At 34.4% G+C, this 14,349-nt stretch carries 11 protein-coding genes, 1 tRNA gene and 3 pseudogenes; 5 read left to right on the top strand and 10 right to left on the bottom strand.

Features of this window, described 5'->3' with window-relative positions; all coding sequences use genetic code 11:
- Nucleotides 1-17: 17 nt before the first annotated feature.
- Nucleotides 18-2,561 (bottom strand): AsmA-like C-terminal region-containing protein, encoded by a 2,544-nt coding sequence (locus ACQH1X_RS04090; RefSeq protein WP_425385763.1) that lies wholly within the window; start codon nt 2,559-2,561, stop codon nt 18-20.
- A gap of 3 nt (nt 2,562-2,564) precedes the next feature.
- On the bottom strand, nt 2,565-4,052 hold the full coding sequence (murJ, locus tag ACQH1X_RS04085; protein ID WP_425385762.1) for a murein biosynthesis integral membrane protein MurJ: 1,488 nt from the start codon (nt 4,050-4,052) through the stop codon (nt 2,565-2,567).
- A gap of 150 nt (nt 4,053-4,202) precedes the next feature.
- Here murJ and ACQH1X_RS04080 point away from each other — a divergent pair.
- From ACQH1X_RS04080 to gatB, 4 genes are all read left to right on the top strand, one after another.
- Nucleotides 4,203-4,278, top strand: a tRNA-His gene (locus tag ACQH1X_RS04080).
- A gap of 66 nt (nt 4,279-4,344) precedes the next feature.
- Nucleotides 4,345-4,806 (top strand): hypothetical protein, encoded by a 462-nt coding sequence (locus ACQH1X_RS04075; protein WP_425385761.1) that lies wholly within the window; start codon nt 4,345-4,347, stop codon nt 4,804-4,806.
- Nucleotides 4,807-5,133: 327 nt separating this feature from the next.
- Nucleotides 5,134-6,090 (top strand): IS5 family transposase, encoded by a 957-nt coding sequence (locus ACQH1X_RS04070; RefSeq protein WP_425385760.1) that lies wholly within the window; start codon nt 5,134-5,136, stop codon nt 6,088-6,090.
- Nucleotides 6,091-6,815: 725 nt separating this feature from the next.
- A complete protein-coding gene (gene gatB, locus ACQH1X_RS04065; RefSeq protein WP_425385759.1) occupies nt 6,816-8,240 on the top strand; it encodes an Asp-tRNA(Asn)/Glu-tRNA(Gln) amidotransferase subunit GatB in 1,425 nt (474 codons plus the stop codon).
- Nucleotides 8,241-8,417: 177 nt separating this feature from the next.
- Here the strand turns inward: gatB and ACQH1X_RS04060 are convergent, their stop codons facing one another.
- Complete coding sequence (locus ACQH1X_RS04060; protein WP_425385758.1) at nt 8,418-9,170, bottom strand: IS5 family transposase; 753 nt, start codon at nt 9,168-9,170, stop codon at nt 8,418-8,420.
- Nucleotides 9,171-9,498: 328 nt separating this feature from the next.
- Nucleotides 9,499-10,437, bottom strand: a pseudogene (locus ACQH1X_RS04055) (IS110 family transposase); the annotation flags it as partial.
- A 75-nt stretch (nt 10,438-10,512) separates the two neighbouring features.
- Between ACQH1X_RS04055 and ACQH1X_RS04050 the strand changes: the two are divergent.
- Nucleotides 10,513-11,265, top strand: coding sequence for an IS5 family transposase (locus ACQH1X_RS04050; RefSeq protein WP_425385758.1), 753 nt, complete (start codon nt 10,513-10,515; stop codon nt 11,263-11,265).
- Between the two features lie 13 nt (nt 11,266-11,278).
- On the opposite strand, the pseudogene ACQH1X_RS04045 reads toward ACQH1X_RS04050, so the two are convergent.
- From ACQH1X_RS04045 to rnhA, 6 genes and pseudogenes are all read right to left on the bottom strand, one after another.
- A pseudogene (locus ACQH1X_RS04045) lies at nt 11,279-11,596 on the bottom strand (helix-turn-helix domain-containing protein); the annotation flags it as partial.
- 68 nt (nt 11,597-11,664) lie between these two features.
- Entirely contained in the window at nt 11,665-12,147 is a 483-nt protein-coding gene (locus ACQH1X_RS04040) for a hypothetical protein (RefSeq protein ID WP_425386664.1), read from the bottom strand.
- 62 nt (nt 12,148-12,209) lie between these two features.
- Nucleotides 12,210-12,560: a hypothetical protein gene (locus tag ACQH1X_RS04035; RefSeq protein WP_425385757.1), complete on the bottom strand. Its 351-nt coding sequence runs from the start codon at nt 12,558-12,560 to the stop codon at nt 12,210-12,212.
- The gene (locus ACQH1X_RS04030) at nt 12,547-13,116 is read right to left on the bottom strand and encodes a hypothetical protein (protein WP_425385756.1); all 570 of its coding nucleotides are present in this window, start codon (nt 13,114-13,116) and stop codon (nt 12,547-12,549) included. The genes ACQH1X_RS04035 and ACQH1X_RS04030 overlap by 14 nt, the downstream gene beginning before the upstream one ends.
- Nucleotides 13,117-13,126: 10 nt before the next feature.
- The gene (locus ACQH1X_RS04025; protein ID WP_425386663.1) at nt 13,127-13,288 is read right to left on the bottom strand and encodes a hypothetical protein; all 162 of its coding nucleotides are present in this window, start codon (nt 13,286-13,288) and stop codon (nt 13,127-13,129) included.
- Nucleotides 13,289-13,474: 186 nt separating this feature from the next.
- Nucleotides 13,475-13,909: pseudogene (gene rnhA / locus ACQH1X_RS04020) on the bottom strand (ribonuclease HI); the annotation flags it as partial.
- Between the last annotated feature and the right edge of the window lie 440 nt (nt 13,910-14,349).

Raw genomic sequence — 14,349 nt, 5'->3', positions numbered from 1 at the left:
AAACAGATGTTAGTAAATTAACTATTTTTCTTGCCAACCAGAGCGATGAAGATTTGGTCTACATCAAAACTCATCTTAGGACGCCAAATAGGGCCATCCAAATGCATATCGATATAGATTGGATTACTATAATTTGGTGGTATGAAAAAGAACCTGAATATAGAATTTAAAGTGAAGTTAGATAAGGTTAAATTAGAAGAGATCGACCCTGATGCTTGATCAATCCCGAATTGTAAACTAGTTGAACATATGCCACTCTTAATACTTGCTTTTCCGCTAATATTTTCAAAAAATGTTTTACCGTTATATATATCAATATAAGCAAGTGTGGAGATTTCAGACTTATTCTTACTGCTTAACAAATTAGTGATAAATGAATTAAAATCCACATTAGTAAATTCTATTCCCTGTGCTTGTAAATTTATATCTCCTGATAAGTTACTAGCCCAATCATGAAAACTTTTTCCTTGAGTTTTGATTTCACCATTTAAGCTTACCTGACCATTTACATTGTCAATTCCTATAACCTTACCAATCTTTTTAGTGTCCAAATTTACAATAGAAAATCTTGTATTCATTGAGTCTGATCTTAAATAACCCTGAAAAAACACTTGCCCGTGTTCTAATACGTAACTTACCTGCCTGATAGTGATAACGTTGTTTCTCATTACCACATCCAAATTAAAATCTTTCAAAACATTCTGCTTGGTTTTAAATTCTGCAGTATTGATTTGCACATTTGCATCAAAGCCTTCTTTGTCATCCAAAAAATCAAGCTGCTTTGTTGACCATTGAATTTGATCTATCTCATTTCTTGAATTTCTTTTTACCTCTACTAAATTTGGTGATTTAAAGATATTTCCATTAAATTTATTGCCCGTAAGGTTCACATCTAATAAAGGTTTGGCGTATTTTTGATTTACTAATATTTTTGCATTACCGGTAATATCGAAATCTTCTCCAGATAGTTTTATTTTATCTGCAACTAGCTTACCTTTTTCCATTTTCAGCAAAAAATCCAAATTTTTAATTTTCGTATCATTCAATGTAAGGTTATTAACACTGGCCTTTATATTTGCATCATACTGAAAATTTTTCAGCCGTTGCATTTTAGATAAACTACTAAATAATGAATGATCATATTTATCTGCATCAAGATTATGCATGCTAAATTCACCATTAATCACATTGTGTTTTTTTGTGTGGCTTACTCTAATTGATCCTTGCAAGGATTCCTTATTATTTAGCAGTCTAATGTCTGAGATAGATAATATTCTTGGTGCAAGGTGCAGTTTAGAACTTAGTGTAAATTGATTTTTCTGGTTTTCTTTCATCTTTATAGAAGGGAAAAAACATGAAATGAATGACCCAAAATCATTTCCTTCGACTAATAAATCGCCGTTGAATTCAGATAGGACATTATTGTTTGAGATCTCTCCTGATAAGTAAGATATATTATTGATTCCAGGAAATTTAAGAAGCGTATTAACTTTTACTTTGCCATCAGTGGATTTTAGTACAGCACGGAAATTGTCCAATATTTTGTTTTGATATTGAATGTTAGAAGCTTCCATATTAAAATTTAAGCTCAAGTTCTTTGGCACAACTGCTCTAAAACATTCCAGAAGATCCTTCATATTCATTGTTCTTTGTGAATCATTTTGTATGGAATCTAAATCAACTTTACTGAAGCTAATATTGAAATTAGTGTGATTGCCTTTTCTATCATTTTGTATTGTACCGCTGGCTTGCATGCTTTTGGAATCAATTTTTAAGTCAGTTGCCGTAAACTCACTTTCATTAAGACTTATATTGGATGATATCTTGATATTTTTGCTAGGAATAACACAAGAGAGAAAGCTAAGATTAATGATTTTTGCTAAATCACTCACAGAACCGGAACTGTTATTAATTGTTAATGTTAAATTACCCTGGAGTTCTTCTTGATTTCTATTACCTGTAAATAGCAAATTTACAAAATTTGATTCAACACTAATGTGTACATTCTTTTTTGTGATATCAACCTTTCCTGAAAAATCGTAATTATTATCACCTACCTTTACTTTACCGGAGAATTGCCTATTTTTTTTTACAGCAACCTCCTTTATGTTAACAATATCAGCGAAATCACTCTTAAAACTTACTTGGCTGTCTTTTATTACTATATCGACTGTGTTACCACTGGCTTTTGTATTTATAATATTAAGTAAATTTTCTTTGTTGCTTTTCATACCAAACAATGTGATTGACTTTGGTTGCAACGAAAATAAAAACAACGATAGGAGTGACGGTTTTACCTCAATTTTTCTTACACTAATTAAATCTGACAACTTTTGCTCTTTATTTTCGTTGTATTGTACGTATACATTATAAATAGTGAGCTTTGGGGTAATCAACGAAACTTTAATTTTTCCTCCAATATGCACTTTAGCATCATACGTCTTCTCCAACTCTTTTATAACATATCCCTTGTAGCCACTCCAATCCTTAAAAGTTGCAGCAACATGCATGAGAATTAATAGCAGCGAGATTGATAATATAGCATATAAAGAAAGTCTCATAATTTACACATGCTTAAAGTTTCCCTTAAATATTAAATAGAGAATACCAAAATAAACAATAACACTCAAAGCTATTAAAGTCGTTAAATAAACAATACGAGCCAACATTTTATCAAAAAATAATCCTGCCAACAAAGAATTAAAAATATAAAGGGCTATTGACATGACTACCGTTGCTACAAAAATTTTCATGACATTTAACAATAACGCTTGGCTAACCTTATACATTTTATTTATTGTTAAATAACTAATTAATAGAATAGAGTTTATCCAAGTGGAAACGGAAGTAGCAATAGCAATCCCCGTATGCTGATACTCGTTCATTAACAAAAGGTTTAGCACTACATTAATTCCAAGACACATTAGCGAAAATATGGTTGGTATTTTCAGATTGCCTTTAGCAAAAAATGTAGGTAGCAATACTTTATTTATAATAAATGCAGGTAAAGAAAGAGAAAATGCTATTAAAGTGGGAACAGTTTGCTGCACTGCATAATGATCAAACCGGCCGTAAGAAAAAAGCGTAAGTAAAATTATGTCGGGAATAATGATAAAGGCAGCAGTTGTTGGCATAATTAACATTAATCCTATGTTGAGAGCCTTGTTCTGTATTTTGACTATATTTTCAGTATTATCCACCTGTTTTGAAATTAAAGGAAGAAGCACTGTACCAATTGCAGTACCGATTATTCCCTGCGGTAGTTGATTTAGTCTATCGGCATAATATATATAGGACACCGCATTTGGTATAAAACTCGCCATGATTGTATCAATCCATAAGCTTATTTGAGTTACACAATTATTGATAATTGCAGGTACCACACGCTTAAAAAACAACCTTACTTCATTGCTTAATTCAAGGCTAAAAGAAAAAGCTGCCTTTAACTTGTATGCACTAAATAGTATCAAAAGTAGCTGGAAAATTCCTCCTATAAGGACAGCTATAGAAAGGTTATGAGCCGGTGTTTCAATGTAAGGTAAAAACAAACTGATGATTAAACAGAGATTCAAAACAATTGGTGCAATAGCTGTTGAAGCAAAATGCTGCTTTACTTGCAGCATTCCACCAATAAGTGATGCAATTGAAACAAAGATTATGTAGGGCATCGTAATTCTTGATAAAGTAACAGTAAGGGTAAACTTACTTTGGTCAAATCCAGGAGCAAAAATTTGAATCATATAAGGGGAGAAAGTTTGCATGATAAGGCAAAAAATTACTAAGATAATAAACGTAATGGATATTACACTACTTGCAAAATTAAATGCCTTTTTATTATCATATGATTCTGTCGAGTATAACGGTATGAATGAGGTAGTGAACGCTCCTTCTGCAAAAAATGCTCGAAATAGATTGGCAAAGCGAAACGAAGAAAAAAATATGTCTGCAAGAGAGTTTGCACCAATAACCGTAGCAATCAATACATCTCTTATTAACCCTGAGATCCTTGAAATAGCCGTAAAAAAACTAAATGTGAAAATACTTTTAAACATACCACTACTTCATTAGTGTCAATACGATTAACTATAATGGTAAAAGTATCAATGAAAATATTTATTGGCTAAACTTAAAACCCTCTGCAAAAGGAGAGTTAAATAATCAATTGACTATTTGCGCTCTTATGTTAGAAATTTTATATCTTGGCGGGCGTAGCTCAGTTGGTAGAGCGTCAGTTTGTGGTACTGAATGTCGCCAGTTCGATCCTGGTCGCTCGCCCCACTAAAATTTTCTGCTTTACAGAAATATGAACAAATGGTAATATTATTATTTAATTAAGGAGGTTGTATGGATGACGACACTAAAGGTTTTTTAATATTTTGTGGTGCAGCATCAGTAATAGGAGCACTCGCAGGTTTAGGATTAAGTTTTACAGCTTTGTCACCTTTGGTAGTAGGTGGAATTATTGCCGCTATTCCTGCAATATTACTCACTGCATATTTTATATGCGATAGTGTAAAAGAAGGAAAATTCTCCAAAGAAGCTCTTTTCTCCTTTGCTTGTATATGCGTTGCAAGCGTTGCAATTGGAGTTGGCCTTGCTGCAGCCGCAACTGCTATTTTTCCTGGTGCAATGCTTGGAATGGGCTCTGCAGCTTTAGCAGGTGCAACAATAGGAGTGATAGCACCGATAGCAGGGTTATTTGCAACCATGGCTATAATATTTGCTGCTGAAAAAGTGAATGAATATATTATATCACCTATAGTTGAGTGTTTTTCTTCAAAAGAGAAGGGGTACGAATCACTTTAAACCAATTAAGTAAGGTTTCTGCTTTCTGTTATTCTAGTGTGCAGCATATAGCTGTACGAACATTTGTTTGCAAAGGCAGTGTGTTAAGTGTTATAGCCGGTTTTGCCTCAAACACAAAGGGGTGTCATCCCAGTGCCCAGACACTGGGATCCAGAAATTTTATTAAGTTGGTAAGCATAAAAGTAGCCTTTTTATGTTAAAATGCAACGTTTTGATGATTATGAAAAGGCTGGATTCCAGTGGGCTTTGTTGCATAGCAACCGAAAAAATCTGGTAGCTACTGACAAAATTCATTATAAATAACCATTTAACTGTTGAAGAAAAAATATGCCACAGAAAATGAAAGTCAGTAACCAAAACGAATATAACAAATTCCTTGAAAAAAGGGGAAATATTTTTCATTACATCGATGAAGCTATCGAAAATTGGTATGAAAATAGTCCAAAAATGCAGGGCGGCAACTATATTTACAGTGATAAAGTCGTAATTTTGGTGCATATAATTGTCAATCTTTTTAGAATTGGTTTAAGACAAACGGTGGGGTTTATAAAAGGATATCTGCAACAAATAGGAAAAAATTTGGCAGTTATCAGCTATTCACAAGCATCAAGAAGGTTTAAAAAACTTAATATTAAGATAAATGATTGCAGGGTTGATAAAAGCAACATGGAAAATATTGAAATTATCATAGATAGCACAAGTATCAGCATTTACAGTAACACTCCTGGCCACAGTAAGGAAAACAGTGCAGATAGAAAGTACCGAAGCTACGAGCAAGTAAGAAAGTTACATGTTATGTTAAGTGTGAATAGTAAAAAAGCTATAGCTGCAAGATACAGTAATGGCGTCTACTCTGACCACTATGGAGCTTGCGATTTGCTTGAAGAAGTTAATTTTCAGCACAAAATAAAAGCATTATATGCAGATAGGGCATACGATAGGCACAAACTTTATAAATTGTGTAAGAAATACGATATAAAGACAAAAGTTCTACCAAAAAAGGATGCAGCAGAACATTCAAAAATAGATTATATGTCTGACAGAAATGCTGCTATTAGGTTAATAAAATTATATGGACAAGATGGTGTAAAAGAGTGGAAAAAGGAAGCGATTTATGGAAAGAGATCTTACATAGAAGGATTTTTCTCAAGGTTGAAGCAAGTATTTGGATTTAGCTTTAGGAATAAATCTGAAGTAAATCGTGAAAAAGAATTACTAATTAAGTGCTATTTGCTCAACAAATTCACTGATATTGGTATGGCTAAATTTGAAATCATTACATAAATTTGTCGTAAACCATCATTGCTTAAGGTGCTATGCAACAAAGCCCACTGGAATCCAGAAGACTTAATTTCAACCAAGTGACTGCATAATAAAGGCTAGATCCCAGTGTCAAGCACTGGGATGACAAAAAAAGGAGCACTGGAATGACACCTCTCTTGGGCTCTTTTAGCCACAAACATTAAGAAATTTACCAAATAAAAAAAAAGGCAAAAGAAACCCCGATTACTATCTATTTTCAGTATTGGCGTTTTTTAAGTCTTAAACACTGCAATTTAGCTGCTTTTAAATGCAACTCACCTTAGCTTAAATGTTTAAGAAATTTACTAAGCAGAAAAAAAGGCAAAGAAATCCCGTGGTAATTAGTGTTCACTCTCTAATCCTTCAAATTGGCGTACTATACTGTCTTAAACGCTTTATAAGCGCGTTTCGGCTTGTATAGGTAGGAACCTAAAAGTTTTATAAAGACATAAGGTGCACATAGTGCAAAAAATTAAAAATAAGACGCCAAGTACGTTGTTTTTTTTGCTGTTTAATCTGCACAGATGAAGATAACTGAATACCTCCAGTATCATGATAAGGGCGCTGGCGGAGTTTGTCAAGGAATCTTTTGCATTTAACCCGTTTCTATGGGTAAAACAATCTGAATCGTTCAACTAACATGAGTTTTGTTTTGACTTTTTGTGTTAATTTTGCAGAATATTAAGATTATCATTTAAATAAAATACATGATGAAAGAGGATTGGGAAGCGGTAATTGGGCTTGAGGTGCACGCTCAAGTTTCTTCTAATACGAAGCTATTTTCTAGCTCATCAACGGAATTTGGTGCTGAGCATAACACTCAAGTTTCTCTAGTTGATGCAGCAATGCCAGGTACACTGCCAATACTAAATTATTACTGCATAGAGCAAGCAATACGCACCGGTCTTGCACTTTCTGCAGAAATTAATAAGTGTTCTTACTTTGATCGGAAAAATTATTTTTATCCCGATTTACCGCAAGGTTACCAGATAACCCAGTTTTTTGAGCCAATAGTTAAAAATGGTAGAGTATTTATCAACGACAATGAAAAGGAAATAAGAATTGCGAGAATTCATTTAGAGCAAGACGCAGGAAAGAGCGTTCATGAGGAAAGCAAAACTTATGTGGATTTAAATCGTGCAGGAGTTGCTTTAATGGAAATTGTTTCAGAACCAGATCTCCGTTCATCTGCGGAAGCTGCAGAATGCATGAAAAAATTGAGGCAGATTTTGCGTTACATTGGTTCATGTGATGGTGATATGGAAAAGGGGTCACTTCGTTGTGATGCAAATGTTTCTGTCCGCCTAAAAGGCAGTAACACATTTGGCACTCGTTGTGAGATAAAAAATCTGAACTCGATACGTTATATTGTGCAAGCTATAGACTATGAAATACAAAGACAAATTGAAATTTTAGAAAGTGGGGAAGAAATAAGTCAAGATACCTTATTGTTTGACGTTGCTTCGGGAAAAACAAAAGTGATGCGAAACAAAGAGGATGCAAGCGACTATAGATACTTCCCTGAGCCTGATTTATTACCTGTTGAGGTAAGCCAGGAGAAGATTGATTTAATTCAATCATCTTTGCCCGAGTTGCCAGATCAAAAAAAGCTGCGATACATTGAAGAATTGGGTATCAACGAATACGATGCAAACGTCATTACTTCCGATAAGGCAATTGCTGATTACTTTGAGGAATTGATAAAAAAACATGATTCAAAGCTCGCGGTTACTTGGTTAACTGTAGAGCTTTTCGGTCGTTTGAATAAAGCAGGTATTGATATTGTGAGCTCTCCAATCAAAGCAAATGCCTTGTTGGAACTCTTAGATTTTATCGTTGATGGAACAATCTCTGCTAAACTTGGCAAACAAATTTTTGATATTATGTTTGAAACTGGCAAACCTGCATCTCTAATTATAGAAGAGCAAGACCTAAAGCAAATAACTGATAAAGGTCAAATAGCAGAAGTTATCGACAAAATCATCAATAACAACCAAGATAAAGTTCAAGAATACAAAAGCGGTAAAACAAGATTATACGGATTCTTTGTCGGCGAAGTCATGAAACTTACCAAGGGAAAAGCCAGCCCTGATATTGTGAATTCAATTTTAAATGAAAAATTAAGTAATTAGTCACATTTTTTTATTTACATAACAGCACATCTCGTAGATATTCTCAGATTTACGCTACGATATCTGTACATCAGAACATATAGGTTTATCACTTTTTTACCATTTATGGGTACTATTTATAAAATTATGTGAGGTTGAGGATGCCTGAAACTTATCCTAGGCTCTGTGGACAAAATTTTAGAGAAGCCATACAAGAGCCCCGACAAAATTTAGAAAACCCATAAAAACCTCAGCCGTTTTATCGAATCTGGAAAAAATACGCCTAAAGTTCTTAATTTTACCGAAAAAACACTCAATTAAATGACGCTCTTTATAAATGTGTTTATCGTAACCCCTCTGCACTTTTCGATTACGCTTCGGAGGAATAACTGCTGTACATCCCTTGCTTTCAAGACTCGTAACAAAAGCATTGCTGTCATAGCCTTTATCAGCCACTACAGTGGTATTATAGACACTTTCAGTTAATGTTGCTGCTTGTGTAATCTCATTTCTTTGACCAGGGGTCAGAGTAAATTTAAGTGGATTTCCAAGTGCATCGACAAGCGCATGTATTTTAGTTGTAAAGCCACCTTTGCTCCTCCCTAAAGCTTCTTGATCCTTGGAGTTTTTTGTATATCCAGATGAACATGGATGGGCTCGGATGATCGTACCGTCGATTATAGCAACTTCTAAATCAGGCTCTTGTTTAGTATATTCAAGCAATTTTTCCCAGACATCTCTTTCACACCATCTTTTAAATCGCTTATGTATACTCCTGTAATTACCATAAGTTTTTGGTAAAAGTCTCCATTGGCAACCACTTCGGACTATGTACCACACTGCCTCTATGAATATTCTTAAACGTTTTTCATCTTTGCTATGCATTCCTTTTACGCTTTTTATGAACTCTAAAATTTGTTTCCAATTTTCCTCTTTGATGTAATATTGCATATGGTAGTTTCTCCATTTTTTACCTATTAAGCTAAACTACCATCTTTTTCTCTCTTTTCATATTTTTTGTCCACAGAGCCTAAGTTATATTGTGAAATCAAAAAATACTGCCAATTCCCGTCCTGTGTAGCGGTATACAGATTGTAGTTGTATTAAACAAGAGCCTGATATTAGTTTTGACTACCTCAATTCTTCTGTCAGTTAATTCTTGTCTGTCAGATTAAATCTTGTCTTTTACACTTATCAACATATACACTAACCAACTACATTCAATAAATTTGTGTAAGATACCATTTTACATAAGATAGAATGGAAGCATTTTTCGATTTTAAATTACTAAAGCTTCAGTCAATCTCCTAGTCCTGTAGCTTTTGATATGGTCAGGATTAAAAGCCTTTTTTGATTTTAAAATACCAAAAACAATATGAAGCAACTTACGCATTGCAGCACCAACAATGGCCATATTATGCTTGCCTTTTTCTTTTAATCTCTTGCAAAAAGTCATAATAATAGGATTGTGATTTTTAGCTACTATAGCAGGAAAATACATGGCCTTACGTAGTGTTCGTGAACCTGATTTACTTAATCTGGGCTTGGCATATACAGATGAACCTGATGTTATATTTCGTGGTATAGTTCCAGCGTATGCTGCCAATTGTCTGGCATTTATAAAAGCCTTTGTGTCAGGAATTTCAGCTAAAATAGCTATTGCTGATTCCTCTCCTATTCCTGGAATAGTCAATAAGAGTTGAAAGTTTTCCAACAACTCTTTGTGCTGTTTTAATAGTTCACGTATGGAGTTTTTTATTGTTTCTATTGATTGTTCTATGTTCACTGCAAGGTTTTCCCAAGCATTTGCAACTTCTTCAGGCAGTCTCTCCTTCTTTTCTAAATGATTATTTACGAATGTTAATCCATCTTTTAACGCAACCGAGCAACGATAAAGATGTTTTAATTTTTTCATTTCAGGAGAAGGTGGTGTCCAACGAGTAGGTTCCTGTCTTTGGCAATAATCAGCAATAATTTCTGCATCGGTCTGATCATTCTTTTGTCTTACAAGCTTACTCCTCGCATAAGATTTAATACAATAAGGATTTACAACACTTACAAAATGTCCAGCATTGTGTAGAAATTCAGCCAAAGCTTCACTATAACAACCGGTAGCTTCCATACAAGCTTTCACTTGCTCTACGTTATGTTTTTGTAGAAAGCTCTGCAGACCTTGAAACCCATTATCATCGTTCTTAAAGCTTCTTTTCCTAGGCTCTGTGGACAAAAAATATGAAAAGAGAGAAAAAGATGGTAGTTTAGCTTAATAGGTAAAAAATGGAGAAACTACCATATGCAATATTACATCAAAGAGGAAAATTGGAAACAAATTTTAGAGTTCATAAAAAGCGTAAAAGGAATGCATAGCAAAGATGAAAAACGTTTAAGAATATTCATAGAGGCAGTGTGGTACATAGTCCGAAGTGGTTGCCAATGGAGACTTTTACCAAAAACTTATGGTAATTACAGGAGTATACATAAGCGATTTAAAAGATGGTGTGAAAGAGATGTCTGGGAAAAATTGCTTGAATATACTAAACAAGAGCCTGATTTAGAAGTTGCTATAATCGACGGTACGATCATCCGAGCCCATCCATGTTCATCTGGATATACAAAAAACTCCAAGGATCAAGAAGCTTTAGGGAGGAGCAAAGGTGGCTTTACAACTAAAATACATGCGCTTGTCGATGCACTTGGAAATCCACTTAAATTTACTCTGACCCCTGGTCAAAGAAATGAGATTACACAAGCAGCAACATTAACTGAAAGTGTCTATAATACCACTGTAGTGGCTGATAAAGGCTATGACAGCAATGCTTTTGTTACGAGTCTTGAAAGCAAGGGATGTACAGCAGTTATTCCTCCGAAGCGTAATCGAAAAGTGCAGAGGGGTTACGATAAACACATTTATAAAGAGCGTCATTTAATTGAGTGTTTTTTCGGTAAAATTAAGAACTTTAGGCGTATTTTTTCCAGATTCGATAAAACGGCTGAGGTTTTTATGGGTTTTCTAAATTTTGTCGGGGCTCTTGTATGGCTTCTCTAAAATTTTGTCCACAGAGCCTACGTAACTCATGATCGTTAATCTTTTTATATTCTCTTATTAGATTTAGTTCTTCATTTTTAAAGCAGGCTTTCTCATTTGATACAGGAATTAGGTCTATAATATCAACCGATAACACTTTTGCTATAGCATATAACTTTTCAATCGAAATTTTACGTATTCCTTTTTCATATTGCAGTATTACCTGATATGTTGTATCGATTTTTTTTGCTAAATCTTTTTGAGTATACCCCTTTGCTAATCTACGATTTTTTACTTCCTGTCCTATTACTTTGTAATCTAAAAAATTAGAGCATTTATTCTCTTTTTTCAAATTTTATACTCCATAACCAGAAGAGCTGTTATGTATACTTAATTGGGAGCCTTTTTGATAAACTGAACTCATCTCCTTTCAAACAATTTTTCTATATCACTTAGTTTCATTTCTATGTAAGTTGGTCTTCCGTGATCAGCATACGGTGTTTCCTCCATTTGTCTCATCAACTCATTCATCTCCTCCAACTTCATTTTCCTTCCAGCCATAATTGACCCATGACACGCAATGGTAGCTAACACTTTTTCTTCTATAGGTAGAGCATCTCCTATCTCCATTAATCTATCAACTATATTCATCACCATCTCTTTCACATTTATTGTTCCTAAAATTGCAGGTATTTCTTTCACCCTTACTTTATCTTCTGATTCTATTTCAATACCAAAACCCATTTCAAAGAGCCTATCTTTATACATTCCAACCATCTCCATTCCTGCTTGGTTTTTAATCTCAACTGTTTCAGGAAGAAGAAGTTTTTGTCTTTTTATGCTTGATTTTCGCTTTAAGCACTCGTATATCAATCTCTCATGAGCTGCGTGCTGATCTACTATAACTAATTTGCCTTTAGCCTCAGCAATAATGTAAGTATTGTAGAATTGACAGCGTGCATATCCTAGAGCTCTACCAAATCAATTTGCTCCCTTTCTAGAACCATCTTTCCCTTTTGGGGTGAAGATTCTCCATACTTAAAAGTTTCTGATAAGCTTTGCCTTCTTTCATCTGGTGCATTGAATTCTTTCATTAGACGATTTTCTAAAAGACTTGGCCTCTTTTCATAAAACTCTTTTTGATTTTTTTTCTCTTTACTATTAACCTGCTCTTGGCTATCAAACTCTTCAATACTTTGAGACTCAACATCACTTGCTGCGAACCTAGTCGATAATGCTTTTATTATCCCTCTTCTCACTATTTCATATATTAACCTTTTATTCTGAAATCTTACTTCTGATTTATTTGGATACATCTACTTGATCGCATGGTATCTCTAAGTGCAGCGCTGCAAAAGGATACCTCCCACTTAGTTGATACGCGTATCTAATTGCACCAATAAGTAGATTGTCTTTTATTGGCCTGTCATTAACAAACGTATAGATCTGAGTTGAATTGCCACGACTAGTAGTTGGTTTACAGATGTGTCCCGTAAGTTTGATGCCTTCTTCTTCCTCTTTAACTTCCAGCGAATTGCTCTGAAATTCTTCTTCTATTTTACATAACCTGTTAAAGAATGAAGTTTGTTTAGCATATTTTAAGAGCTTTTTATTACCGGAAGTGAGAGTAAACCCAATACTACAGTTAATCATTGCTAAGTTATTTACAATGTCAACAATGCTTTGTGTTTCTGCCCTTTCGGTTTTTAGAAACTTTAGTCTATTTGGTGTGGCAAAAAATAAGTCACGAACTTCAACCTTGCAACAAAGAACAAGCTCTCTTATTTTTTCCCCTCCCTCATATCTTATAGACCACGCTTCCTTTGCTCCACTTGCCTTAGATATTCTGCTTACTGCTGCAATTGAAGGCAAAGCTTCTCCCCTAAAACCAAGGTGCTTGATTTCTATTATCGCTTAATTTTGAAGTAGCGTGGCGCATAAACGCAAGTTCCAAATCTTCCTTTTCTATTCCATTTCCATCATCTGTCACAGTAATAAGATTACGCCACCACTTTCTATTTTGATCTCTATCTCTAGCATCTATTGCATTTTCTACTAATTCCTTTTGCTGGCCTCTCTATCACCTCTCCCGCTGCTATACGGTTTATGGTTTTTGTGTTTAAAAGAATTATTGCCATAATACCCCACCCAATCCATGAAACTTAGAGTTCCCTCTATTTTTTGGTGATTTCTTGACCTCACAATCTCTATATTTTAGCTTTTTAGATTCCTTTCTAGCAAGTCTATCTGCCTCCTCATTGTACATATTACCGTTGTGAGCTCTAACCCACTTCCAATTAATATCATGCTGCAAAGCAACTTCATCTAGTTCCTGCCATAATTCCCTTTTCTTCACTGGCTTTTTATCGGCTGTCTTCCAACCATTTACCTTCCATTTATTGATCCACTCTGTTATACCTTGCTTAATATACCGACTATCAGTGTGTAAAATAACTTTGCAAGAAACTTTCAACATCTTTAGCCCGTTAATCACAGTCTTTAACTCCATTTTGTTATTCGTTGTGTTTTCTTCACCTCCAGAGATACGTTTTTTGATAAAGACACTTTTATTTTCATACATCACCACGGCTGCCCATCCACCAGGCCCCGGATTTCCAGAACATGCTCCATCTGTATATATTGTAACCTTCTTTTTTTCGCCCATACTTACAGGATATAGATTCAACGTAAATTTGCTACCGAAATATGTTGATATTATTTTTTGAATATTTTAAAATGTAAGGTGTGAGAGATTGACAAACCTGTCCTCACGATGTTAGGTAAATCGTAATTGAGCTTTTAGGCTCGTATTTTTATTAGGAGGTTAATCTCTCACACTAAAAATAAATATTTTTAAGCTCTTCATAGCTCATCAATTCGTTTGCTGGGGTTTTAAGGTGTTTTATAAGGCAATTATAAAAAGATGATCAGAAAACTACATCTAAAGCCTAAAATGCTATTCTAAGATGATCTCTGACAGCCGTTTTTAACGCATTCAAAACTTAAAAAAATTGTAAGTCAAAAATATGATATAAAGAAAACAAGAGGGAAAGATAACCCTACTCACTATAGGAATAGGGCTATCACGGGCGTGTGCGACCGAAA

The sequence above is a fragment of the Wolbachia endosymbiont (group A) of Barypeithes pellucidus genome (assembly GCF_964030885.1).
Classification (GTDB): domain Bacteria; phylum Pseudomonadota; class Alphaproteobacteria; order Rickettsiales; family Anaplasmataceae; genus Wolbachia.
The sequence above is the reverse complement of the archived record's forward strand: the minus strand, read 5'-3'. Positions and strand labels throughout refer to the sequence as shown.